Here is a 24723-nt window from a genome sequence, read left to right as displayed (position 1 = left end):
TCCGTCATTCCGCCGCGAGGCGCGATGCCGTGCGCGCCTTGTAATCGGCGATCCGCTGCTCGACCACTGGCCGGAAATGCCGCAGCAGACCCTGGATCGGCCAGGCCGCCGCGTCGCCGAGCGGGCAGATCGTATGGCCTTCCACCTGTTTCGTGACCTGTTCCAGCAGGTCGATATCGGCGATTTCCGCCCGCCCCTCGACCAGGCGATACATCATCCGCATCATCCAGCCGGTGCCCTCGCGGCAGGGCGTGCACTGGCCGCAACTCTCATGCTTGTAGAACGCCGCGAGCCGCGCGATCGCCCGGATCAGGTCGGTCGACTTGTCCATCACGATCACCGCCGCGGTGCCGAGGCCGGTGCGCTGCTCGCGCAGGCTGTCGTAATCCATCAGCACCGTGTCGCAGACCGATTTCGGAATCATGTGCACCGACGATCCGCCGGGTATCACCGCCTGCAGGTTGTCCCACCCGCCCCGCACGCCGCCGGCATGCTTCTCGATCAACTCGCGCAGCGGAATGCCGAGTTCCTCTTCCACATTGCACGGCCTGTTCACATGGCCGGAAATGCAGAAGATCTTGGTGCCGGAATTCTTCGGCCTGCCGAGCGCGGAAAACCAGGCCGCCCCTCGCCGCATGATGGTCGCGACCCCTGCAATGGTCTCGACATTGTTCACAGTGGTCGGGCAGCCATAGAGGCCGAGCGCCGCCGGAAAGGGCGGCTTCATGCGCGGCAGGCCCTTCTTGCCCTCGATGCTCTCGATCAGCGCCGATTCCTCGCCGCAGATATAGGCGCCCGCCCCGCGATGCACGGTGATGTCAAAGGCCCAGCCCGACCCGCAAGCATCGTCACCGAGCAATCCGGCTTCGCGCGCCTCGTCAACGGCGGCCTGCAAATTCTTGTATTCATTGTAGTATTCGCCACGGACATAGATGAACGCCCGGTGCGCGCCCATGGCGAATCCGGCGATCAGCGCGCCTTCCACCAGCTTGTGCGGTTCGTGGCGCAGGATGTCGCGGTCCTTGCACGTGCCGGGTTCGCTCTCATCGGCGTTGATGACGAGATAGCTCGGCCGTCCATCTGTCTCCTTCGGCATGAAGGACCATTTCATCCCGGTCGGGAAGCCGGCGCCGCCGCGGCCACGCAGGCCCGAGGACTTGATTTCCTCGATGATCGCATCCCGCCCGCGGGCGAGGATGTCCTTCGTGCCGTCCCAGTCGCCGCGCGCCCGGGCGCCGGCGAGGCGCCAGTCATGCAGGCCGTAGAGATTGGTATAGATCCGGTCGCGATCGCTCAGCATCTCATTCCGCTCCGCTCACGGGCTTGGTGCCCCCGACGCCGAACAGCGTGGTCGGTCCGCCTTCCGGCGCCGAGGCCTGCCGCCCGATCGTCGAGCCCGCCGGCGGCACGTCGCCGGCGCGCAACCGCTCCAGCAGCGCCTCGGTGCGCGGCCCGTCGAGATCCTCGTAGACGTCGTCATTCACCTGCACCACCGGCGCGTTCACGCAGCACCCGAGGCACTCGACCTCCTCGATGCTGAACGTCTCGCCATCCGCCTCGGCGGCCTTGCGGCAGGCCGACATCACCTCATCCGACCCGCGCAGCCAGCACGGCGTCGTGGTGCAGACCTGGAGATGGAATTTTCCCACCGGCTTGGTGTGGAACATCGTGTAGAATGTGGCGACTTCATAGACCCGCATCGGCGGCATCGAGAGGCGCGCCGCAATCACGTCCATCGCCGTGCGCGGCACCCAGGCATGTCCCGTCTGCCGCGCCATCTGCCGCTGGGCGAGATCGAGCAGCGGCATTACCGCACTCGCCTGCCTGCCCTCGGGATATTTCGCGATGATCGAGGGGATCAGCGCCTCGCTCGTCTCATCGAAGCTGAAAGCCGGTTCCGTCATGTCGTTCATCTTTCAGCGATCCACTTCCCCGAACACGATGTCGATCGAGCCGAGCACGGCGATCGCATCGGCGAGGAGATGGCCTTTCGACATCAGATTCATCGCCTGCAGGTGGGAAAATCCGGTCGCGCGGATCTTGCACCGATAGGGCCGGTTGCTGCCATCGGCAACGAGATAGACCCCGAATTCCCCCTTCGGCGCTTCCACAGCGGTGTAGGTCGTGCCGGCTGGCACATGATAGCCCTCGGTATAGAGCTTGAAGTGATGGATCAGAGCTTCCATCGAGCGCTTCATCTCGGCGCGTTTCGGCGGCGTGATCTTGTGGTCCTGCACCTTGATCGGCCCTTCCGGCATCGCCTTCAGCGCCTGACGGATGATCTTCAGGCTCTCGGCCATCTCGCGGATCCGCACGAGATATCGGTCGAACGAATCGCCGTGCCGGCCGACGGGAATGTCGAAATCCACCTCGTCGTACTTGTCGTAGGGTTGCGCGCGCCGCAGGTCCCAGGCAATCCCCGAGGCGCGCAGATTGGGACCTGAGAACCCCATTGCCAGCGCGTCCTCCGCCGAAATCACCCCGATATCGACGAGGCGCTGGCGGAAAATCCGGTTCTCGTTCAGCAGGCTCTGCAGATCGTCGAGGAATTTCGGAAACTTCTCGCTCCATTCCCAGATCTGCTCGGCAAGACCCGTCGGCATGTCCTTCGAAACCCCGCCGGGACGGAAATAGTTCGCATGGAAGCGCGCGCCCGATACCGCCTCGTGAAAGGTCAGCAGTTTCTCCCGCTCCTCATAGCCCCAAAGGCTTGGAGACTGTGCGCCGATGTCCAGCGCCAAGTGAACGGCGTTCAGCAAATGATTGAGAATACGGGTAATCTCGGCAAACAGCACGCGGATCCACTGCGCCCGTTCCGGCACCTTCACGCCGAGCAGCCGCTCGGTCGCGAGGGCGAAGGCGTGCTCGCAGCACATCGGGCTGACGTAATCGAGCCGGTCGAAATACGGCACCGCCTGGAGGTATGACTTGTATTCGATCAGCTTCTCTGTGCCGCGATGCAGCAGGCCGATATGCGGATCGGCGCGCGTCACCGTCTCGCCCTCAAGCTCCATGATCAGGCGCAGCACGCCATGCGTCGCCGGGTGCTGCGGGCCGACATTGACCGTATGACGGTCGTTGATGTCGATCACACGGCGCTCGGTCTCCTGTGTGCCGTTCTGCATCCCGCCGCTCATGCGTCAGACCCTCCGCGGGTGGCCTTCTCGTCGCCGGGGAGCGTGGTCATCGCCTCCCAGGGCGAGAGGAAATCGAAATTGCGGAATTCCTGCGTCAACGCGACCTTGTCGTAGACCACGCGCTTCTGCTCCTCGTCGTACCGGAGTTCGACATGGCCGGTCAGCGGGAAATCCTTGCGCATCGGATGCCCCTCGAAACCGTTATCGGTGAGAATCCGCCGGTGATCGACCAGCCCGTCGAAGCTCACGCCGAACAGGTCGAACACTTCGCGCTCCCACCAGGTCACCCCGGGCCAGATGTCGCTGACGCTCGGCACCGGCGCGGTCTCGTCCGTGGTGACGATCACGCGCAACCGGTCGTTTCGGGTCACGGACAGAAGGTTATAGACCACGTCGAACCGCTCGGCCCGCTCCGGCCAGTCGACGCCGCAGACATCCATGCACTGTTCGAAGGCGAATTGCGGGTTGTCGCGCAGGGTGCGCATCACCGCCGCCAGCGCAGCGCGGTCGACGGCAATGATCCGCTCATCGCGTTCCAGCACGACATCAGTGACGCCGTCGATGGCGCGCAGCAGGTCGCCGAACGGGTCGGCCGGGGCCTCGGGTGCGGGCGCTTCGGTCTGGTTGTCTTCACTCACGGAAAATGGTCCCCGTCCGGCGGATCTTCTTCTGCAACTGGGTGATGCCATAGACCAGCGCCTCCGCCGTGGGAGGACAGCCCGGCACGTAGATGTCCACCGGCACGATCCGGTCGCACCCCCGCACCACGGAGTAAGAGTAGTGATAGTACCCGCCGCCATTCGCACAGCTTCCCATGGAGATGACCCAGCGCGGCTCGGGCATCTGGTCGTAGACCTTGCGCAGTGCCGGCGCCATCTTGTTGGTCAGCGTGCCGGCGACAATCATCACATCGCTCTGCCGCGGGGAGTTCCGGGGGATGATACCGAATCGGTCGAGATCCCAGCGCGGCATGTAGGCGTGGATCATCTCGACGGCACAGCACGCAAGGCCGAACGTCATCGGCCAGAGGCTGCCGGTTCGCGCCCAGTTCACCAGGCGGTCGAGATTGGCGACCACGAACCCCTTGCCGGCGATCTCGCCGGTAATGCCGCGAATGACCGCTTCCTGTTCGGCGCCGGGGTCCAGATGATCGCGATTCCAGGCAATGTCGGGTTGCTGCACGGCGTTCATGTCATGCCTTCCGCTTGGGCCACTTGCGGCCGGTTTGTCACTCGTTTCGTCCGGGTCGGGCGCCGGTGGTCCGGGCTACTCCCAGTCGAGCGCGCCCTTGCGCCATTCATAGATAAATCCGACGACCAGAATTGCCAGAAACCCCATCATCGACCAGAACCCCAACGCCCCGATTCGTGAAAGGCTCACCGCCCAGGGAAACAGGAACGCGATCTCGACGTCGAAAATGATGAAAAGGATCGCAACGAGATAATAGCGCACATCGAACTTGCGCCTCGCGTCGCTGAACGGTGCGAAACCGCATTCATAGGCGCTGAGCTTTTCGCCATAGGGATTTTGCCGTGCGACGACGAGCGATCCGATGATGAACGCCGCGCCGAGCAGAGCTGCGATACCGATGAACACCAGGATGGGGAAGTAGACAGACAGATCCGACTGCATCGCGATTGCCCCCGTTACGCATCAGTGTTGTCCACCTGGCGGCAGACCGTCCGCCCTGCTCTCGGCGTGCCAGACGATGCGACTAAATCGCCGGAGACCCCATGCGGGTCCGGACGACAAAGAGCGCATCCTCTCATGTTCTTCCATGACTGATGGCACTGGATATCTGTGTCGATCAGCGCAATGGCGCGAGTGACGGGGCTCGAACCCGCGACCTCCGGCGTGACAGGCCGGCGCTCTAACCAACTGAGCTACACCCGCGTTGTGGGCACCTCCCTATAGCGGCGGCCGGGATGCGTCAAGCACCCGGATCGCGCGCATCGGAAGATCGCCCGCCCACGGACGTGTGGCGGCGCAAAAATCCCACCCGCCGGCGATGGCAACACGATGGCCGGATTGAGGCAAAACCTGTCCTGCGCGGCCTCCCGTCGACGTCTGCCCAAGGCTGCGCGCGGCGGCGGAAGAAAAATTCCGCTCCGACAGGTATTTACGCGATTCTGCTATGCGTCTGGATTAAGTCGACCGGCGGCACCGGGATCGAATCGGCGCGACCGATTCGCGTTCTTCGCGGAAGTCGCGGAACCAATGGGCGGTGACGGGATCGAACCGCCGACCCTCTCGGTGTAAACGAGACGCTCTACCTCTGAGCTAACCGCCCGGAATCCGCAGGCTGGTCCGGCATCCGGCAGACCTGCGGTCATCCAATCGGGCCGGATAATCCGGCCCGCATCAGCTTCAGTTCACGGCATCCTTGAGGCTCTTGCCCGGCTTGAACCGGACCGAGGTCGAGGCCGCGATCTGGATTTCCTCGCCGGTGCGCGGGTTGCGGCCGGTTGCCGCCTTGCGCTCGGCCGTGCCGAACGTGCCGAAACCGACCAGGCGCACCTCTTCCTTGCGCTTCAGAGCCTCCTCGATGGCGGCGAACACCGCATCCACTACCTCGGTGGCCTTGGCTTTCGAAAGGTCGGTCTTCTCCGCAACGTCTGCGACGAGATCCATTTTGTTCACGGGTCAGTCTCCCAGTTGGTGAAAACGGAATTAAAAACGGCCGGAACCATCCGAATCGGGTTCCATCCGGGCAATCCGTCAGGCGCCGCACACTAAAGGGGCCGGTTTCCTCCCGTCAACGAAGACAAGCGGAAAACCAGCCCCGAAACATCAATTCATGCCACGACGGTGACGGCGAGGCACCTCAATGCGGCAGAACGGCGCCCGCCGCCTCATCCGCCGGGCGGGCGGCGACCGGTTCCACCGGCTCCTCCCACTCGATCGGCTCGGGTTTGCGCACCAGCGCCTCGGCGATCACCTCGTCGACATGCGAGACCGGAATGATCTTGAGCGATTTCTTCACGTTCTCGGGAATCTCCGCGAGATCCTTCTGGTTGTCCTTCGGGATCAGCACGGTGGTGATGCCGGCCCTGAGCGCGGCCAGCAGCTTCTCCTTGAGCCCACCGATCGGCAGCACCCGGCCGCGCAGCGTGATTTCGCCGGTCATGGCGATATCCTTGCGCACCGGGATTCCGGTGAGCACCGAGACGATGGAGGTCGCCATTGCGATGCCCGCCGAGGGACCGTCCTTCGGCGTCGCGCCTTCGGGCACGTGGACGTGGATGTCCCGCTTCTCGAAGATCGGCGGCTTGATGCCGAAACTGATCGCCCGCGAGCGGATGTAGGAAATCGCGGCCGAGACGCTCTCCTGCATGACGTCGCCGAGCTTGCCGGTCTGCTTCACATTGCCCTTGCCGGGCAGCAGCACGCTCTCGATGGTCAGGATCTCGCCGCCCACCTCGGTCCACGCCAGGCCGGTGACGACGCCGACCATATCCTCCGCCTCGGTCTCGCCGAAGCGGAACCGCGGCACGCCGGCGAACTTCTCGATGTTCTTCTTGGTGATCGCGACCTTGGTCACCTTCTTCGTGACGATTTCCTTCACCGCCTTGCGGGCAAGGTTGGCGATCTCGCGCTCGAGGTTACGCACCCCGGCCTCACGGGTATAGGTGCGGATCAGCTCGCGAACCGCATCGTCCGAAACGCTCCACTCGCCGTCCTTGAGCCCGTGCGCCTCGGCCTGCTTGCCGATCAGGTGCCGCTTCGCGATCTCGATCTTCTCGTCCTCGGTGTAGCCGGGGATGCGAATGATCTCCATGCGGTCAAGCAGCGGCTGCGGCATCCGCAGCGAGTTCGCGGTCGTCACGAACATCACGTCCGACAGGTCGTAATCGACCTCGAGGTAATGATCGTTGAACGTGCCGTTCTGCTCGGGGTCCAGCACTTCGAGCAGGGCCGAGGTCGGATCGCCCCGCCAGTCAGCACCGAGCTTGTCGATCTCGTCGAGCAGGAACAGCGGGTTCGACGTCTTCGCCTTCTTCATGCCCTGGATGATCTTGCCGGGCATCGAGCCGATATAGGTCCGGCGGTGGCCGCGGATTTCAGCCTCGTCGCGCATTCCGCCGAGCGACATCCGTACGAAATTGCGTCCCGTCGCCTTGGCGATCGACTTGCCGAGGGAGGTCTTGCCCACGCCGGGCGGGCCGACGAGGCAGAGGATCGGCCCCTTGAGCTTCGGGCTACGCGACTGCACGGCCAGATACTCGATGATCCGCTCCTTGACCTTGTCGAGGCCATAATGGTCGGCGTCGAGCACGCGCTCGGCCTCGATCACGTCGTTCTTGATCTTGGCGCGCTTCTTCCAGGGAATGCCGAGCAGCCAGTCGAGATAGTTGCGCACCACCGTCGCCTCGGCACTCATCGGGCTCATCGTCCTGAGCTTCTTAAGCTCGGCCATGGCCTTGTCGCGCGCTTCCTTGGAGAGCTTGGTGGTGCGGATCTTCTCCTCGAGTTCCGCGGTCTCGTCCTTGCCTTCCTCGCCCTCGCCCAACTCCTTCTGAATCGCCTTGAGCTGCTCGTTCAGGTAGTATTCGCGCTGCGTCTTCTCCATCTGCCGCTTCACGCGGTTGCGGATGCGCTTTTCCACCTGCAGCACGCCGATTTCGGCTTCCATGTGCGCGAAGACGCGCTCCAGCCGCTCGGTGACGGATCCTGTTTCCAGCAATTCCTGCTTGTCGGCGATCTTCAGGCCGAGATGGCTGGCGATCGTATCGGCAAGCTTCGACGGGTCGTCGATCTGGTTGATCGAAACGAGAACTTCCGGTGCGATCTTCTTGTTGAGCTTGATATACTGCTCGAACTGCGACACAACCCCGCGGGCCAGACCCTCGAGTTCTTTGCCCCCGGTCACGATCTCGTCCAGCGGCTGAGCCGTCACCTCGAAATGACTGTCCACCTCGTGGAACTTCGTGATTCGGGCCCGGCGCACGCCTTCGACCAGCACCTTCACCGTTCCGTCCGGTAGCCTGAGTAGTTGCAGAACGGTCGAAATCGTGCCGACATCATAGATATCGTTGGCGGACGGGTCGTCCTGCTGCGCGTTCTTCTGGGCCACCAGCAGGATCTGCTTGTCGTCCTTCATCACCCCTTCGAGGGCGCGAACTGACTTCTCGCGGCCGACGAAGAGCGGCACGATCATGTGCGGAAACACGACGATATCGCGCAGCGGCAGCACCGCCAGCGTCTCGCCGTCCTGCGGCACTGCAACAAGGGCGGTTTTGGGTTTCTTCGGGTCGGTCTCTGACATCAGACTACCTTTCGATAAGCGGCGCGCCCTGCCCGAAAGCGGCACAGGGCGCGGTGCCGGGCGATCCGGCCACGTTCGGTATATTGGGCGGCCCCCGGTGCGCCGCAATCCCGCGGCACGACCGGGCCGGCTCCCTCAGGAGCCGGTTTCAGCGCGTTCCTTGCCATGCAGGAAAAGCGGATTTGCCCGCCCCTCGGCTACTTCGCCGTTGATCACGACCTCTTCGACCGAGTCGAGGCCCGGGAGGTCGAACATCGTCTCGAGCAGGATGTTTTCCATGATCGACCGCAGGCCACGCGCCCCGGTCTTGCGCTGGATCGCACGGGCGGCGACCACTTTCAGCGCGTCTTCGGTGAAGTTGAGCTTCACGCCCTCCATTTCGAAAAGGCGGCCGTATTGCTTCACAAGCGCGTTCTTCGGCTTGGTGAGGATCTCGATCAGCGCCGCCTCGTCGAGGTCCTCGAGCGTCGCAACGACGGGCAGACGGCCAATGAATTCGGGGATCAGGCCGAACTTCAGCAGATCCTCGGGCTCGACTTCGCGCAGGATCGCGCCGGTGCGCTGCTCCGTCGGGTCGCGCACATCGGCGCCGAAGCCGATTCCCGACCCCTTGCCACGCTGTGCGATGATCTTCTCCAGCCCGGCGAAGGCGCCGCCGCAGATGAAGAGGATGTTGGTGGTATCAACCTGGAGGAACTCCTGTTGCGGATGCTTCCGCCCGCCCTGCGGCGGCACCGAGGCCACCGTCCCTTCCATGATCTTGAGCAGCGCCTGCTGCACGCCCTCGCCGGATACGTCGCGCGTGATTGAGGGGTTGTCGGACTTGCGGCTGATCTTGTCGACCTCGTCGATATAGACGATGCCGCGCTGCGCCCGCTCGACATTGTAATCCGCGGCCTGCAGCAGCTTGAGGATGATGTTCTCGACATCCTCGCCGACATATCCCGCCTCGGTCAGGGTCGTCGCGTCCGCCATGGTGAACGGCACGTCGAGAATCCGGGCCAGCGTCTGGGCGAGCAGCGTCTTGCCCGAGCCGGTGGGCCCGACCAGCATGATGTTCGACTTCGCGATCTCGATGTCGTTGTTCTTCTGCGCGTGCGCCAGCCGCTTGTAGTGGTTGTGCACGGCAACACTGAGAATCCGCTTGGCGTGATCCTGCCCGATCACGTAATCGTCCAGCACCTTGCAGATTTCGCGGGGCGTCGGCACGCCGTCGCGCGTTTTCACGAGGTGCGTCCGGTTATCCTCGCGAATGATGTCCATGCAGAGTTCGACGCATTCATTGCAGATGAATACCGTCGGCCCCGCGATCAGCTTGACCACTTCGTGCTGCGACTTGCCGCAAAACGAGCAATACAGGGTGTTCTTCGAGTCTCCGGACTTCGTGCTCATCTATGCTCCAGCCGCGCCGCCGGAGGCGGCGGCGCATCAATCAGGGGACCGAGATTAAACCCCATGTCCCGCCGGCACAAGCATTACGGTCATTGCGCCGCATTCCCGGGTCGGCTTCCGGGGAACGCGGCGCCAGACCCTGCCTTACTTCGAGTCCTTGGCCGGCTTCTTTTCCACAACCTCGTCGACCAGGCCGAATTCCTGCGCCTCGTTGGCCGACATGAAGCGGTCGCGCTCCAGCGCCTGCTCGATCGCCTCGAGCGACTGGCCGGTATGAGTAACATAGATATCGTTCAGCCGCCGCCGCAAGGTCAGGATCTCGCGGGCCTGGATTTCGATGTCCGAAGCCTGGCCCTGCGCCCCGCCCGAGGGCTGGTGCACCATGATCCGTGAATTCGGCAGGGCGAAGCGCTTGCCCTTCTCGCCGGCGGCGAGCAGCAGGCTGCCCATCGAGGCCGCCTGGCCGATGCAGACGGTCGAGACCGGCGACTTGATGTATTGCATCGTGTCGTAGATCGCGAGGCCGGCGGAGACGACGCCACCGGGGCTGTTGATGTAGAAGGCGATCTCCTTCGACGGGTTCTCGCTTTCGAGGAACAGCAGCTGGGCCGCGATCAGCGAGCCGACCTGGTCATAGACCGGGCCGGTAAGGAAGATGATCCGCTCCTTCAGCAGGCGCGAAAAGATGTCATAGGAGCGCTCGCCCCGCGCGGTCTGCTCGACCACCATGGGCACGAGGCTGTTCATGTAGATCTCGGTGGGATCGCGATCCATCGGCATCTGTCTCCAAGTCGGGGCCGGACGCACCGCACCCGCATGAAATCGTGTCCTGTCGGGCGCGGCCGCCGCCGAATCACGGCCGGCGCCGCGCCCACAGACGTCTAAGATGAGCCGGGAACAGGGCGGCGTCCACCCCCGGGTGAAAAAGAGATCAGTCGTCGGTGTCGGCGAACAGGGCCTCGGCCGAAACCTCCTCGTCGGTCACGGTCGCGAGTTCCAGCGCGTAGTCGACCACCTTGTCCTCGAAGATCGGCCCGCGCAGCCGGTCCAGCGCGCGCGGGTTCTTCTGGTAGAACTCCATGATCATCTTTTCCTGGCCGGGGAACTGCTGCATCTCCGCGATCATTGCGCGGCGCATGTCCTGCTCGGTGATCTGCACGTTGTTGGTGCGGCCGATCTCGGCCACCAGCAGGCCCAGCCGCACACGGCGTTCCGCGATCGCGCGGTAGTCGGCGCGCAGCGTCTCCTCGTCCTTGCCGGCGTCCTCCTCATCGAGGCGGCCAGCCTGCTTCTCGGCCTCGACCTGCCGCCAGATCTCGGCGAACTCGGCGTCGACCAGCGAGGCCGGCGCCGGGAAATCGGCCTGCTCGGCCAGCTTGTCGAGCAGCGCGCGCTTGACCTTCAGCCGTGAGGCGCCGGCGCGGGACTGTTCCAGCCGGTCGGCGAAGAACTTGCGGAACTCGGCGAGGTTCTCGAAGCCGTTGGCCTCGGCGAACGCGTCGTCGATCACCGGCGCCACGCGCCGCTTCAGCGCCTTGGCGGTGATGTCGAACGTCGCTTCCTTCCCGGCCAGCTCGGCGGCGTGGTACTGCTCGGGGAAGGTCACGGTGATCACCTTCGTCTCGCCGGCCTTCATGCCCTCCATCTGCTCGGCGAAGCCGGGAATGAAGCCCGAGCCGCCCAGCTCGATATCGGTGTCGGTGCCGGCACCGCCCTCGAAGGGCACGCCATCGCGCTTGCCGAGGAAATCGACGGTGAGGATATCGCCGGTTGCCGCAGGGCGGTCTTCCGTGACCACCTCGGTCTCGGCGCGCTGCTCGGCGAAGCGCGCGATCGCCTCGTCGATCTCCGCCTCGGTCACCGGCGCCTTCGGCCGGGTCAGGCTGATCGCCTTCAGGTCCGGAATCGTCACCTCCGGCAGCACTTCGAGCTCGACGGTGAATTCGAGGTCGGAATCGGGTTCGGCACGGACGACCTCGACCTTCGGCTGCACCGCCGGGCGCAGGCTGCGGTCATTGATCATCCGTTCGGTCGCCTCGTTCACCGAAGCTTCCATCACCTCGGCGGCCACCGCGTCGCCGAAGCGCTTGCGCACCATCGACAGCGGCACCTTGCCCGGGCGGAACCCCGGCATCTGCATCGTCTTCGACAGCTCGGCGAGGCGCTTCTCGCGCTTCTCGCTCAGATCGCTGCCCGGCACGACGACGGTAAAGCCGCGCTTCAGCCCCTCGGTGAGGGTTTCGGTAACCTGCATGTCCAAACCAATCCTTACGTTACGCCATTTCCCACGCGCCGTGCGGGCACGGCAGATCGACCCCGTCTGCGGGCGGAGGGACTTGAACCCCCATGGCTCGCGCCACCAGAACCTAAATCTGGCGTGTCTACCAGTTCCACCACGCCCGCCCGAACCGGACCAGCAGGCCAAGCGCGTTCAATTCCGCGCATGGCCGGTCGGCGCGGACTAGCGCGCTTTGCCGTCCGCGACAAGCGAGGACGGCAAACTGCGTGCGCGCCCGTTGCTCAGAAGCGCCAGCGCAGCCCGGCGCTGACCATCCGCTGCTCGCCGGCGCGGCGCGCGAAGGTCGTCGCAAGGTCGACCGTTGCCGAAAGCCTGCCGGCGAGCCGCGCCGTGACACCGGCATCGGCCACGCCCCACATCGTCGACAGCTGCGGATAGGTCGTGGTCAGGCCGACCAGCGGCTCGTCGGTGAAGACGCTGGCGAACTGCCCCGGCGCACCGGCGATCGAGGCCTGCATGCCGATCGAGCCATGCGGCCGAATCGCGACTCCGCCCAGCCTGACCCGCGCCGAAGCCGCAAGCCCGGCGCCGAACAGCACGCGCCCGAAATCCTGGCCGCCGACCGCCATGGTCAACGCCGGGTCGCCCTGCTCGGTATACGGGTCGACATGCGCTTCGGTCGCATCGAGCCCCACTGTCGGGCCGAACGCTACGACACCGCGATGCAGCACATAGCCCGCCTGTATTGTGGCGCCGAGCGTATGGCCGCGGGGCGAGGCGGTGATCGGCGCCAGCACGCCCGGCCGGCTGATCCGGCCGAACCGGTCGAGGCCGTAATCGAGCTGGGCGTCGAGATAGAGGTGGCGGCTATGCGCGGCGAGATAGGCGGCAAACTGGTAGGCATCGGCATCCAGGCGCTCGCCCCCGTTCACCGTCGCGCTTTCCCGCGCATACCCGAACGCGAGGCCGGCGGCGAGATGGCGGGTGAAGCGGTAATCCGCGCCGGCGGTCACCGTGCCGATCTGGTCATGGAAGCCGAGGCTGCCCGGCGCCGCCGCCCGCGCGCCGAACCCGTAGCCGCCGGCCACGAAAACCGACAGCGCGTGCCCATTGCCCGGCATCTCCATCGGCCCGGTATCGCCCGCCGCCGCATCGGCCAGCATCGGCCCGCCGGCGAGATCGACTGTCAGCCCCCCGGCGCCGTGGCGCAGCGCGTCCATCCTCGCGCCGATCGTCTGCGCGAAGGCCGCGGCGCCGGCATCGAGCAGCCGTGCCGGCACGGACAGCGACTGGAACCCGTTCAGCGCGCTCGCGACATATTCGGCGATCACCTGGTGCCCGTGCGTGGTCGGGTGCACGTTCCACCAGAGATACTGGTTCTGCACCGAGGCCGGCGCATAGGCGCAGGCGGAACTTGCCGAGGCGAAGCAGGCGTCGGTCACGTTGGTGAAGCCATAGGCAGCCGGATTGGCGCTGATCTCGGAGAAGATCTGCTGCTGGTTGATCAGGAGGATGTTGATCCCGAGCGAGGCATGCAGCTGCCCCGCCAGGGTCGCGAGCCCCGCATTATGCGCGGCGATGATCTGGTCGCCGAGGGCTACGAGCTGCGGCGTGCCGTTCACTGTCGGCACATTGCCGAAGGGCACGAGATTCTGCAGCACGACCTGCCGCGCGCCGAGCGCGGCCACCTGCCCGATCGCCTGCCCGGTCTGGGCGAGCACGGTGCTCACGTTCTGGCTGACGATCTGCTGCGCATTGGCCGGGTCCGCCCCGACCAGCGTCTCGGTGGCGAAATAATTATTCCCGCCGATCCAGATCCCCACCACATCGGAAGGCGAAAAATGCCCGCCCGATGCGGCAAAGCCCTGGATTTCCTGCAATTCGTTCGGCAGGCCGGGAAGCAAGGTCGACGGGAAATTGACGAGATTGTTGTAGGTCACGCCATTGACCACCAGCGGCCCGGCAAAGGCGCCGCCCACCGCATAGTCGTTGGATGGCTTGAAATTCAGCCCGGTCAGCCCGGGCAGGTATTCCGCCCAGACCGGCCCGTTCGAGAATCGGAAGCCGACATAGGGCGGCCCCGGATAGGGAACGCCGGTCAGCCGCGGAATGTTGCCATTATCGCTCAGGCTGTCGCCGAACACGTAAAGACTGCCCGGCGCCTGCGCCCTCGCCGGCGCCAGCCCGATGAACCCGGCCGCGAGCGCGCCTATCGCCAGTCTCCGAACGCATGTCTCGAATGTCATCTCGCTCCCCATTGTTCATCCCGCATCCGGCTCATTCAGGCCGGTTTCGACAGGATATTTCCCAATAGGGAGTATCTATGCCGCAGACGAAACAACCCGGTCAAACAAAAATCTCGTGTGCGAGGCTTTCGTGAGCCAGATAATTCCGTCGCGGATAAAGTGGCTGGGCCTGCCGTTCAGGACGCGGCGGTCACCTCGTGCGGCCGCCCGGCCAGCGCCTCGATCAGCGCGCTGCGAAGCTGCGCGAGCTTGCGCTCGTTCTGCACCTTCAGGCCGAACACATCCTTCACGTAGAACACGTCGACGGCGCGAACCCCGTAGGTGGTGATATGCGCCGAGGCGATCTGCAGCCCCTGCGAGGTGATGGCGGCGGTGACGTCGTGCAGCAGGCCCGGCCGGTCGCGGCCGTTCACTTCAATAACGGTGTGCCGGTTCGAGGCGCTGTTGTCGACGACGACGCGCGGCGGCACGTGGATCGCCCGCATCCGCCCGCCGACGACGCTGTTCGCCGCCTTCTCGATCTCGGTCGCCAGCCGCAGCCGGCCCGAGAGCACCTGTTCGATCACGGCGGAAATCTTCGCCAGCCGGTGCGGCGCCTCGAGCGAACCGCCGCCGGCGTCCTGGATCCAGAACGTGTCGAGCGCCATGCCATCGGTCAGCGTGTGGATCCGCGCATCGACGATCGTCGCCCCGGCGACCGCGAGGGCACCGGCGATGCGGCTGAACAGCCCCGCATGGTCGGCGGTATAGACCACGACCTCGGTGACCGACCGCGCCGGCAGCGGCTCGGCGGCGACGGTCAGCGGCACGTCGCGATGGCGGGCATCGCGGATCATCCGCCCGTGGCGGGCGATGCTTTCGGGGTCGAAGCCGAGCCAGTAGCCCGGATACCCCATGTTGAGGAATTCCTCGCGGTCGGCGTCCGGCCAATCGGCGAGCAGCTCCGCGACCATCTGCTTGACGCGGGCAACGCGGACATCGCGCTCGGTGGTCGCAAGCCCGCCCTCCAGCACCTCGGCGACGCGGGCATAGATCTCGCGCAGCAGCGTCGCCTTCCAGCCGTTCCACACCTTGGGCGAGACGGCGCGGATGTCCGACACCGTCAGGATCAGCAGCAGCCGCAGCCGCTCGGGCGACTGCACGACATCGGCGAGGTCGAGGATCGTTTTCGGATCGTCGATGTCGCGTGAAAACGCCGTCTGGCTGAGCAGCAGATGATGCAGCACCAGCCAGGAGACCATCTCGGTCTCCTCCGGTTCGAGTCCGAGCGCGGGGCCGATGGTCAGCGCCAGTTCCGCGCCGATCTCCGAATGGTCGCCCCCCCTGCCCTTCGCGATGTCATGCAGAAGCAGCGCGACATAGAGCGCCCGGCGCGACTGCACGTGATGCGCCAATCCGCTGGCCACCGGCACGATTTCCGAAAGCTCGCCGCGCTCGATCGCATTCAGCACCCCGATCGCGTGGATCGTGTGCATGTCGACCGTGTAGACATGATAGGAATCGAACTGCATCTGGCCGACGATCCGCCGCCAGTCGGGCAGGTAGCGCCCCAGCGCGCCGGTCTCGTTGAGGATCGCGAGCCATTGCGCGCCGTCCTGCCGCGGATCGTCGTTGCCGCAGAGCAGGTCGAGAAACAGCGAGGCCGCCTGCGGATCCGTGCGCAACTCCGCGGTGCGCCGCGCGCCGCGGATCATCGCGCGGAGCGCGAGCGGATGCAGTTTCAGCCCCCGGTCGCGCGCCACCTGGAGGATGCGCAGCAACTGGATCGGCTCGGCCATCGGCTCGCGGCCGGCGACGAACAGGATCTTGCCGTCCGCCAGCACGAAACCGGCGTCCAGCAGCGCCGCGTCGGTCGCCGGCGCGATCGCGGGCGGTCCGAGCGCCGCGCGCACCACGGCGGGTTCGAGAACGCCGGTCACCCGCGCGACCTCGCGCACCACCAGGAAGTAGTGGCGCATGAACCGCTCGACGCCATCCTGCCGCCCATGCCGCGTATAGCCCATGCGCGCGCCGATCACCGGCTGCAGGTCGAAGGTCAGCCGCTCCTCGGCGCGGCCGGCGACATAGTGCAGGTGAAAGCGCACGGTCCAGAGATAGTCCCAGGCCCGCTTGCAGGCGCGCGCCTCGGTGGCGCTGAGAATGCCGCCGCCGGGCGCGCCGGGGCCGACCAGCTCGGTCATCGCGAAGGTGCCGAACACGTAGCGGGCGAGCCAGTACAGCGTCTGCAGGTCGCGCAGCCCGCCCTTGCCCTCCTTGATGTTGGGCTCGACCATGAACGGCGTGTCGCCGAAGCGCTTGTGGCGGGCGGCGCGTTCGGCCTGCTTCGCGGCGATGTAGCCGGCCGGGCTGCCGGCGGCGCAATCCTGCCGGAAGGCCTGCTGGAAATGCGCGAACAGCGGCCGGTCGCCGGCGATGCAGCGGGCATCGAGCAGCGAGGTGCGGATCGTGCTGTCACCCTGCGCCTCGGTCAGACAATCGGCGGTCGATCGCGTGGCGTGGCCCACCTTCAGCCCGAGGTCCCAGAGGAAATACAGGATGAACTCCACAGCCCGCTGGATCCGCGCCGAGGGTTCGTTGTCGGTGAGGAACAGCAGGTCGATATCGCTGAACGGCGCGAGCGTGGCGCGGCCATAGCCGCCGGTCGCCGCGACGGCGAGCCGGTCGCCGGGCTCCACCGGCAGCAGGTCGATCGAATAGCCGATCAGCGCCGCGATGAACTCGTCCATCAGGCCCGAGAGCAGGCGCGCGGCAGCGAGGCCAGACATGTCGCCGCGTTCGAACCGGGTCTGCACATGGGTCTGCAGCCGCGCCAGCTGGCGGCGGAAGATGCCGAGCGCCGTCTCCCGCGGCGGCGGCGCGCCGCGCGGCAAAAGGCGCGCCAGCTCAGCGCCGATATCGGGGCGGCCGATCACCGCCTCCTTCGGCGGTGGCGGGATCACGGCTGCCGGCATGGCGGGCGGAACGTCGCGCGGCGGCTGGGTGGTGTTCGACATGTTACTGCTTCTCTACCGCGCCATCCGCCCTGTCGCCAAGGAACTTTCGCCGCCACGCATAAATCAGCTCCAGCGCCGCGCGCGGCGAAAGCTGGTCCGGATCGGCCTCCGCGAGCGCCGCATGCCAGCCATCCGCCGCCGGCAGTTCCGCAGGCGGCGCCGGATCCTCGCCCGCCGCGGCGAACAGCGGCAGCGCGCCCGCCTCGCCGCCGCCGCGCTCGGCCGCGCGCAGCAGCGCCTCGGCCCGGCGGATCACCGGCTCCGGCAGCCCGGCCAGCTTCGCGACATGCACGCCCCAGCTCCGCTCCGCCGCCCCCTCGATCACCTCGTGCAGGAACACGACGCTGCCCCGCCACGACTTCACCCGCATCGTGCAGGGCCGCAGCCGCGGCAGCGCTGCGCCGAGCTGCACCAGGTCGTGGAAATGCGTGGCAAAGATGCTGCGGCAGCGAATGGAGCCGTGCAGCGCCTCCAGCACCGCCTGGGCGATCGCGAGCCCGTCCTGCGTGCCGGTGCCGCGGCCGATCTCATCGATGATGACGAAGCTGCGCGGCCCCGCCTGGTTGAGGATGGACGCGGTCTCGATCATCTCGACCATGAAGGTCGAGCGCCCGGCGGCGAGGTCGTCGGCAGCACCCACGCGGGAGAACAGCCGGTCCACCAGCCCGATCCGCGCCTGCTCCGCCGGCACCGGCAGCCCGGCCTGGGCGAGAATGATGACCAGCGCGTTCTGCCGCAGGAAGGTGGACTTTCCGGCCATGTTCGGCCCGGTCAGCAGCATCAGCCGCCGCTCGGGCGAGAGGTCGGCATCGTTGGCGATGAAGCGCGTTCCCGCGGGCAGCGCCGCCTCGACCACCGGATGCCGCCCGGCGATGATGCTGAACGCCGCATCCTCGGAAAGCTCAGGGGCACACCAGCGCCCGCTTTCGGCCAGCGTCGCCGCCGATTGCAGCGCATCGAGCCGCGCCAGCGCCGCCGCGCATTCCGCCAGCGCCGCCTCCTCGCGCATCACCGCGGCGAGCAGATGGTCGAGCACCAGCGCCTCCCGCGCCGCCGCCCGCTCATGCGCCTCGGCGATCCGCCGGTCGAGGTCCGACAGTTCGGGGTGGGTGAACCGCGCCGCCGAGGCCAGCCCCTGCCGCAGGATCAGCTCCGGAAACGCCCGCAGCGCCTCGACCGCCGCGGCTGGCGCCTCCAGCACATAGCCGAGCTGGCTGTGGTGCCGCACCTTGAGGCTGGCGACGCCATAGCGCGAGGCAAGCTCGGTCTGCAGCGCCGCAATCACCTGCCGCGTATCGTCGCGGAGCCGGCGCTCGCCGTCGAGTTCGCCGTCGAACCCCGCGCGGATCGCCGGCGCATCCCCAATCCGCGCCGGCGGTGTTTCGACCAGCGCGGCCTCCAGCAGCGGCCCCAGGTCCGGCCCGGCGGCGAGCTTCGCGAGGTCACCCGCCAACGGATGCGCGGGATCGGCGGCAACCGCAGGCGCCAGCCCCTCGGCCACCGCGCGCGCGGCGGCGAGCGAATCCCGCACCTGGCCCAGATCGCGCGGCGACAGCCGGCCCGCCTTCCGCCCCGCCAGGCCGAGCCGCGCGAGCGCGCGGGCAAGATCCGGCGCGCCGCGCAGCGACGTCCGCAGGGCGGCGAGCGTCCCCGGGGCGTCGAGCAGGCTCTGCCAGCCGGCCTGCCGTGCCCGCAGCGGGCCGATCGCATCCAGCGGCGCGGCAATCCAGCCGGCGAGCATCCGCGCGCCCGCGGCGGTCACCGTGCGCCGCACCGCGCCGAACAGGCTGCCGGCCTCGCCGCCATCGGCCGTGCGCAGCAGGTCGAGGCTGGCGCGGGTCGCGGCATCCATCGCCATCAGGCCGGTCTCGCCCGCGCGCACCGGGCGGGCGATGCGCGGCAACGTCCCGGCCTGGCTGCGCTCGACATAGCGCAGCGCCACCGCCGCCGCCTGCGCCTCCTGATCGGTGAAGGCGCCAAAGGCGTCGAGCGAGGCAACATCGAACAGCCGGGCGAGATCGCGCCGGGCAAGCTCCGCCGCCGGCGGCGGGCCGGGATCGGTGCGCCGGCCTTCATGCGCCCCAAGCTCGATATCCGCTCCGGAAAGAATTTCCGCCGGGTCTAGCCGGCCGAGCAGGGCAGCCAGTTCGCCCCCCGCCAGGTCGGCGGTCTCGAACGACGCGGTCGAGACATCGAGCCAGGCGGCGCCGATCCGCCCGGCCCGGGGCACCAGCGCGAGCAGCAGGCTGGCGCGGCCCTGATCGAGCAGCGCCTCCTCGGTGATCGTGCCGGGGGTGATGAGTCGGACCACGGCGCGCTCGATCAGCGCCTTGCCGCCCCGCGCCTTCGCCGCCTCCGGCGCCTCGACCTGCTCGGCCACCGCGACACGGAATCCCCGCCGGATCAGCCGGGTCAGATAGGTATCGCGCTGCGAGACCGGCACGCCGCACATCGCGATCGGCTCGCCCTGATGGGTGCCGCGCGCGGTCAGCGCGATGTCGAGCGCCGCCGAGGCCGCTTCGGCATCCTCGAAGAACAGTTCGTAGAAATCGCCCATCCGGAAGAAGATCAGCGCGTCCGGATAGTCGGCCTTGGCCTGGAACCACTGCGCCATCGCGGGGGTTGCGCCGGCGGCGCGGTCGGAATTCATCCCATCTGTCTAGCCGAGGACCGGGCACGCGCGGAAGAGCGCGGCAAAATGTCGTTGGCGGAAATAATTTCCGACCGCCCTCCGATCAGGAGAAGTCCGGTTGAATTCGGAGAAAAAATCCGGCATGAGACCGTCATGCCCAAGACGACAGACGAGATCATCGACCTGCTGGGCGGCGCCGACGCGGCAGCCCGGCTGACCCAGGTTTCGACCGAGGCCGTGCGCAAGTGGCGCAGCGCCGGGGCGATTCCGGCACGGCACTGGCCGGCGGTGATTGCCGCGACCGGCCTGTCCCTGGCCGATCTTTCAGGAGACATTGCAATGGAATCCGAAACCACGAAACCGGAGGGCGCAACCGCGGCGCTGGTATTGGGCGACGGCCGCGTGTTCTGGGGACGCGGCTTCGGCGCGCATTCCACCGGCGAGCCGGCGGAACTCTGCTTCTCCACCGGCATGACCGGCTATCAGGAAACCCTGACCGATCCGTCCTTCGCCGGGCAGATCATCACCTTCACCTTCCCGCATATCGGCAATGTCGGCGCCAATCCCGAGGATATCGAGGCGAACACGAGTTTCGCCCGCGGCCTCGTGATCAACCGCGACATCACCCGTCCGTCGAACTGGCGCGCCGCCGAGGGGCTGGCCGCCTGGTGCCGCCGCATGGGCCTGCCGGGCATCGCCGGAGTCGACACCCGCGCCCTCACCCGCACCATCCGCGACGACGGCCCGCCCAACGCGCTGATCGCCTATCCCGAGGACGGCCGCTTCGACATCCCCGCCCTGGTCGAGCGGGCCCGCGCCTGGCCGGGGCTCGAGGGCATGGACCTCGCGCGCGAGGTCTCCTGCACCCAGAGCTACGAATGGACCGAGACGCTGTGGGACCGCGCGCACGGGTTCGGCCGGCAGAACGCGCCGAAATTTACTGTAGTTGCCGTGGATTACGGCGCGAAGCGCAACATCCTTCGCAACCTCGCGAGCGCCGGCTGCCGGGTCATCGTCGTCCCCGCCACCGCCTCGGCCGAGGATATCCTCCGTCATCAGCCTGATGGCGTGTTCCTCTCCAACGGCCCCGGCGACCCTGCGGCGACGGCCGAATACGCCGTGCCGGCGATCCGCGGCGTGCTCGATGCCGGCAAGCCGCTCTTCGGCATCTGCCTCGGCCACCAGCTCCTCGCCCACACGCTTGGCGCGAAGACCTACAAGCTCGCCCGCGGCCATCGCGGCGCCAACCAGCCGGTGCAGGAGCTTGCCACCGGCAAGGTCGAGATCACCAGCCAGAATCATGGCTTCGCGGTGGATGAGGCCAGCCTGCCCGACGGCGTGACGGTCACCCATCGCTCCCTGTTCGATGGTTCGAACGAGGGCATCGCCTGCCCGGCGAAGAACTGCTTCTCCGTGCAATATCACCCCGAGGCCAGCCCTGGCCCGTCGGATGCCAATCACCTGTTCCGGCGCTTTGTCGCGATGATGGAGGGCTGACCATGCCGAAACGCACAGACATCAAATCGATCCTGATCATCGGCGCCGGGCCCATCGTCATCGGCCAGGCCTGCGAGTTCGACTATTCCGGTGCCCAGGCCTGCAAGGCGCTGCGCGAGGAGGGCTACCGGGTGATCCTGGTGAACTCCAATCCCGCCACGATCATGACCGATCCCGAACTGGCGGATGCCACCTATATCGAGCCGATCACGCCGGAGATGGTCGAGAAGATCATCATCAAGGAACGGCCGGATGCGGTGCTGCCCACCATGGGCGGGCAGACGGCGCTGAACACCGCGATGGCGCTCGCCAAGGCCGGCACGCTGGAGAAGCACGGCGTCGAGCTGATCGGCGCCCGCGCCGAGGTGATCGACCGCGCCGAGGACCGCCTGAAATTCCGCGATGCGATGGCCGAGATCGGCATCGAAAGCCCGCGCAGCGCCATCGCCCATACGATGGACGAGGCGCGCGCAGCACTCGACCTGGTTGGCCTGCCGGCGGTGATCCGCCCCTCCTTCACCCTCGGCGGCACCGGCGGCGGCATCGCCTACAATCGCGAGGAATTCCTCGAAATCGTCGCCGGCGGGCTCGACGCCTCGCCGACCACCGAGGTGCTGATCGAGGAAAGCGTGCTCGGCTGGAAGGAATACGAGATGGAGGTGGTCCGCGACCAGGCGGACAACTGCATCATCGTCTGCTCGATCGAGAACATCGACCCGATGGGCGTGCACACCGGCGACTCCGTCACGGTCGCCCCCGCGCTGACCCTGACCGACCGCGAATACCAGCTGATGCGCGACGCCTCGATCGCCTGTCTGCGCAAGATCGGCGTCGATACCGGCGGTTCGAACGTGCAGTTCGGCATCAATCCGGCCGACGGGCGCATGGTCATCATCGAGATGAACCCCCGCGTCTCCCGCTCCTCGGCGCTGGCTTCGAAGGCGACCGGCTTTCCCATCGCCAAGATCGCGGCGAAGCTCGCCGTCGGCTACACGCTCGACGAGCTGCGCAACGACATCACCCGAGTCACCCCGGCGAGCTTCGAGCCGACGATCGACTACGTCGTCATCAAGATCCCGCGCTTCACCTTCGAGAAGTTCCCCGGCACGCCGGCGCTGCTGACCACCTCGATGAAGTCGGTCGGCGAGGCGATGGCGATCGGCCGCTCCTTCCCCGAGGCGCTGCAAAAGGGGCTGCGCAGCCTGGAGACCGGCCTCGCCGGGCTCGATCCGGTCGAGAAGCCGGGTGACGGCACGCGCGATGCCTTCCGCGCCGCGCTCTCCACCCCGCGACCCGACCGGCTGCTGATCGCCGCCGAGGCGCTGCGCGCCGGCCTCTCGGTCGAGGAAATCCACGCCGCCTGCAAGTTCGACCCCTGGTTCCTCCGCCAGATGGAGGACATCGTCGAGGCCGAACGCCGCGTCGCCGCGGAGGGCCTGCCCGGCGACGAGCTCGGCATGCGCGCGCTCAAGGCGCTGGGGTTCTCCGACCGCCGCCTCGCCGCCCTTACCGGCCGGAGTGAGGCTGATGTGAGCAAGGCGCGCCTCGCCCTCGGCGTCACCCCGGTCTATCGCCGGATCGACAGCACCGGCGGCGAATTCGCCTCGGCGACCTCTTATATGTTCGCGACCTATGAAGGCGGCTTCGGCGCGCCGGTCTGCGAGGCGGAGCCGAGCGAGCGGCGCAAGGTCGTCATTCTCGGCGGCGGCCCGAACCGGATCGGCCAGGGCATCGAGTTCGACTATTGCTGCGTCCACGCCGCCTATGCGCTGCGCGAGGCGGGGTTCGAGACCATCATGGTCAACTGCAACCCCGAAACCGTCTCGACCGACTACGACACCTCCGACCGCCTCTATTTCGAGCCTCTCTTCGCCGAGGACGTGCTCTCCCTGCTCCGCCGCGAGCAGGAGCGCGGCACGCTGCTCGGCTGCATCGTGCAGTATGGCGGGCAGACGCCGCTCAAGCTCAGCCAGGCCCTCGCCGAGGCCGGCATCCCGATCCTCGGCACCTCGGCCGACGCGATCGATGCCGCGGAGGACCGCGAGCGCTTCCACGACCTGCTGCGCTCGCTCGGCCTGCGCCAGCCGGAAAACGGGCTGGCCCGCTCGGCCGAGCAGGCGGAAGCGATCGTCGAGCGGATCGGCTTCCCCGTCGTCATCCGCCCCTCCTACGTGCTCGGCGGCCGGGCGATGGAAATCGTCTACGACCTCGCCAGCCTGCGCCGCTACATGCGCGAGGCGGTGGTGGTCTCCGGCACCAACCCGGTGCTGATCGACCGCTACCTGAACGATGCGATCGAGGTCGATGTCGACTGCATCGCGGACGGCCAGAGCGTCTACGTCGCCGGCGTGATGGAGCATATCGAGGAGGCCGGCATCCATTCCGGCGACTCCGCCTGCTCGCTGCCGCCCTATTCGCTCTCGCCCGCCATCGTCGCCGAACTGCGCGCCGAGACCGAGGCGATGGCGAAGGCGCTCAATGTTATCGGGCTGATGAACGTGCAGTTCGCGATCCAGGGCGAGAACGTCTACGTGCTGGAGGTCAATCCGCGCGCCTCGCGCACCGTGCCCTTCGTCGCCAAGGCGACCGGCGTACCGGTGGCGAAGATCGGCGCGCGGGTGATGGCCGGCGAGGCGCTGGCCTCCTTCGGGCTGGACGACAGCGTGATGCGCAGTCACGTTGCGGTGAAGGAAGCGGTGTTCCCCTTCGCCCGCTTCTCCGGCGTCGACGTGCTGCTGGGCCCCGAGATGAAGTCCACCGGCGAGGTGATGGGGCTGGATGTCAGCTTCGCCCGCGCCTTCGCCAAGGCCCAGCTCGGCGCCGGGGTGAAGCTGCCGCAGGCGGGCACGGTGTTCCTCTCGGTGCGGGATTCCGACAAGCCGGCGATCCTCGCGATCGCCCGCCGCTTCGTCGATCTCGGCTTCGAGATCATGGCGACCCGTGGCACCGCCGCGCATCTTTCCGAAGCCGGCATCGCCGCGCGGGCGGTGAACAAGGTGCTGGAGGGCCGGCCGCACTGCGTCGACTCGATCCGCTCCGGCGAGGTTCAGCTGGTGATCAACACCGCCTCCGGCGCGCAGACCGTGGCGGACAGTTTCGACATCCGCCGCCAGGCGCTGAACCACGGCGTGCCGCACTACACGACCATCGCCGGCGCGCGGGCGGCCTCGCACGCCATCGCCGCCCTTGCCGCGGGCAGCCTTGAAGTCGCGCCGCTTCAGTCGTATTTTCCGCAATCGTTCCGATGATCGTGGCGCCGGATTCCTCCGGCCCGCGACTTTTTCGCTCATCCTTACGCCTGTTGGCTTAACCTGACTGAAG

The 24723-nt window shown here is 66.9% G+C and carries 16 protein-coding genes and 3 tRNA genes; 2 read left to right on the top strand and 17 right to left on the bottom strand.

Going from position 1 to position 24723, the window contains the following annotated elements; genetic code table 11:
• Positions 1–4 precede the first annotated feature (4 nt).
• From nuoF to mutS, 17 genes are all read right to left on the bottom strand, one after another.
• Positions 5–1300, bottom strand: coding sequence for an NADH-quinone oxidoreductase subunit NuoF (nuoF, locus tag ACRY_RS07080; RefSeq protein ID WP_007422410.1), 1296 nt, complete (start codon positions 1298–1300; stop codon positions 5–7).
• A 1-nt stretch (position 1301) separates the two neighbouring features.
• Positions 1302–1913: a complex I 24 kDa subunit family protein gene (locus ACRY_RS07075; protein ID WP_007422411.1), complete on the bottom strand. Its 612-nt coding sequence runs from the start codon at positions 1911–1913 to the stop codon at positions 1302–1304.
• A 3-nt stretch (positions 1914–1916) separates the two neighbouring features.
• The gene (locus ACRY_RS07070; protein ID WP_011941872.1) at positions 1917–3137 is read right to left on the bottom strand and encodes an NADH-quinone oxidoreductase subunit D; all 1221 of its coding nucleotides are present in this window, start codon (positions 3135–3137) and stop codon (positions 1917–1919) included.
• Positions 3134–3775 carry an NADH-quinone oxidoreductase subunit C gene (locus tag ACRY_RS07065; protein WP_007422413.1) on the bottom strand — a complete coding sequence of 214 codons (642 nt, stop codon included), beginning with the start codon at positions 3773–3775 and terminating at the stop codon, positions 3134–3136. The genes ACRY_RS07070 and ACRY_RS07065 overlap by 4 nt, the downstream gene beginning before the upstream one ends.
• Positions 3768–4328, bottom strand: a complete 561-nt coding sequence (locus ACRY_RS07060) for a NuoB/complex I 20 kDa subunit family protein (RefSeq protein ID WP_007422414.1) — start codon at positions 4326–4328, stop codon at positions 3768–3770. The genes ACRY_RS07065 and ACRY_RS07060 overlap by 8 nt, the downstream gene beginning before the upstream one ends.
• A gap of 75 nt (positions 4329–4403) precedes the next feature.
• A complete protein-coding gene (locus ACRY_RS07055) occupies positions 4404–4769 on the bottom strand; it encodes an NADH-quinone oxidoreductase subunit A (protein WP_007422415.1) in 366 nt (121 codons plus the stop codon).
• Positions 4770–4953: 184 nt separating this feature from the next.
• Positions 4954–5030, bottom strand: a tRNA-Asp gene (locus ACRY_RS07050).
• A 325-nt stretch (positions 5031–5355) separates the two neighbouring features.
• Positions 5356–5427, bottom strand: a tRNA-Val gene (locus ACRY_RS07045).
• Positions 5428–5504: 77 nt separating this feature from the next.
• Positions 5505–5768 carry an HU family DNA-binding protein gene (locus ACRY_RS07040; RefSeq protein ID WP_007422416.1) on the bottom strand — a complete coding sequence of 88 codons (264 nt, stop codon included), beginning with the start codon at positions 5766–5768 and terminating at the stop codon, positions 5505–5507.
• Positions 5769–5961: 193 nt separating this feature from the next.
• The gene (gene lon / locus ACRY_RS07035) at positions 5962–8403 is read right to left on the bottom strand and encodes an endopeptidase La (protein ID WP_007422417.1); all 2442 of its coding nucleotides are present in this window, start codon (positions 8401–8403) and stop codon (positions 5962–5964) included.
• 135 nt (positions 8404–8538) lie between these two features.
• Complete coding sequence (clpX, locus tag ACRY_RS07030; protein WP_011941871.1) at positions 8539–9795, bottom strand: ATP-dependent Clp protease ATP-binding subunit ClpX; 1257 nt, start codon at positions 9793–9795, stop codon at positions 8539–8541.
• A 144-nt stretch (positions 9796–9939) separates the two neighbouring features.
• Positions 9940–10569, bottom strand: coding sequence for an ATP-dependent Clp endopeptidase proteolytic subunit ClpP (clpP, locus tag ACRY_RS07025; protein WP_007422419.1), 630 nt, complete (start codon positions 10567–10569; stop codon positions 9940–9942).
• A 157-nt stretch (positions 10570–10726) separates the two neighbouring features.
• Positions 10727–12049, bottom strand: a complete 1323-nt coding sequence (tig, locus tag ACRY_RS07020; protein WP_007422420.1) for a trigger factor — start codon at positions 12047–12049, stop codon at positions 10727–10729.
• A 67-nt stretch (positions 12050–12116) separates the two neighbouring features.
• Positions 12117–12198, bottom strand: a tRNA-Leu gene (locus ACRY_RS07015).
• 117 nt (positions 12199–12315) lie between these two features.
• Positions 12316–14280, bottom strand: a complete 1965-nt coding sequence (locus ACRY_RS07010) for an autotransporter domain-containing protein (protein WP_231295368.1) — start codon at positions 14278–14280, stop codon at positions 12316–12318.
• A gap of 176 nt (positions 14281–14456) precedes the next feature.
• Entirely contained in the window at positions 14457–17273 is a 2817-nt protein-coding gene (locus ACRY_RS07005) for a [protein-PII] uridylyltransferase (RefSeq protein ID WP_007422422.1), read from the bottom strand.
• 1 nt (position 17274) lies between these two features.
• Positions 17275–19923: a DNA mismatch repair protein MutS gene (gene mutS, locus ACRY_RS07000; protein ID WP_011941868.1), complete on the bottom strand. Its 2649-nt coding sequence runs from the start codon at positions 19921–19923 to the stop codon at positions 17275–17277.
• Positions 19924–20058: 135 nt separating this feature from the next.
• Here mutS and carA point away from each other — a divergent pair, with 135 nt between their 5' ends.
• Together carA and carB are read left to right on the top strand one after the other, a co-directional pair.
• Positions 20059–21402 (top strand): glutamine-hydrolyzing carbamoyl-phosphate synthase small subunit, encoded by a 1344-nt coding sequence (gene carA / locus ACRY_RS06995; protein ID WP_011941867.1) that lies wholly within the window; start codon positions 20059–20061, stop codon positions 21400–21402.
• Positions 21403–21404: 2 nt separating this feature from the next.
• Positions 21405–24650 (top strand): carbamoyl-phosphate synthase large subunit, encoded by a 3246-nt coding sequence (gene carB, locus ACRY_RS06990; RefSeq protein ID WP_011941866.1) that lies wholly within the window; start codon positions 21405–21407, stop codon positions 24648–24650.
• Positions 24651–24723 lie beyond the last annotated feature (73 nt).

The sequence above is a fragment of the Acidiphilium cryptum JF-5 genome (assembly GCF_000016725.1).
In the GTDB taxonomy this organism is placed as follows: domain Bacteria; phylum Pseudomonadota; class Alphaproteobacteria; order Acetobacterales; family Acetobacteraceae; genus Acidiphilium; species Acidiphilium multivorum.
Note: the sequence above shows the minus strand (reverse complement) of the source record. Positions and strands in the feature narration are given on the sequence as shown.

Bases quoted from the DNA above. Each gene is read 5' to 3' on its own strand.
- ACRY_RS07005 (WP_007422422.1), bottom strand. From the start codon at position 17,273: ATGTCGAACACCACCCAGCCGCCGCGCGACGTTCCGCCCGCCATGCCG.
- ACRY_RS07055 (WP_007422415.1), bottom strand. From the start codon at position 4,769: ATGCAGTCGGATCTGTCTGTCTACTTCCCCATCCTGGTGTTCATCGGT.
- clpP (WP_007422419.1), bottom strand. From the start codon at position 10,569: ATGGATCGCGATCCCACCGAGATCTACATGAACAGCCTCGTGCCCATG.
- carA (WP_011941867.1), top strand. From the start codon at position 20,059: ATGCCCAAGACGACAGACGAGATCATCGACCTGCTGGGCGGCGCCGAC.
- mutS (WP_011941868.1), bottom strand. From the start codon at position 19,923: ATGAATTCCGACCGCGCCGCCGGCGCAACCCCCGCGATGGCGCAGTGG.
- clpX (WP_011941871.1), bottom strand. From the start codon at position 9,795: ATGAGCACGAAGTCCGGAGACTCGAAGAACACCCTGTATTGCTCGTTT.
- ACRY_RS07040 (WP_007422416.1), bottom strand. From the start codon at position 5,768: ATGGATCTCGTCGCAGACGTTGCGGAGAAGACCGACCTTTCGAAAGCC.
- ACRY_RS07010 (WP_231295368.1), bottom strand. From the start codon at position 14,280: ATGACATTCGAGACATGCGTTCGGAGACTGGCGATAGGCGCGCTCGCG.
- ACRY_RS07060 (WP_007422414.1), bottom strand. From the start codon at position 4,328: ATGAACGCCGTGCAGCAACCCGACATTGCCTGGAATCGCGATCATCTG.
- carB (WP_011941866.1), top strand. From the start codon at position 21,405: ATGCCGAAACGCACAGACATCAAATCGATCCTGATCATCGGCGCCGGG.
- lon (WP_007422417.1), bottom strand. From the start codon at position 8,403: ATGTCAGAGACCGACCCGAAGAAACCCAAAACCGCCCTTGTTGCAGTG.
- ACRY_RS07075 (WP_007422411.1), bottom strand. From the start codon at position 1,913: ATGAACGACATGACGGAACCGGCTTTCAGCTTCGATGAGACGAGCGAG.
- ACRY_RS07070 (WP_011941872.1), bottom strand. From the start codon at position 3,137: ATGAGCGGCGGGATGCAGAACGGCACACAGGAGACCGAGCGCCGTGTG.
- tig (WP_007422420.1), bottom strand. From the start codon at position 12,049: ATGCAGGTTACCGAAACCCTCACCGAGGGGCTGAAGCGCGGCTTTACC.
- nuoF (WP_007422410.1), bottom strand. From the start codon at position 1,300: ATGCTGAGCGATCGCGACCGGATCTATACCAATCTCTACGGCCTGCAT.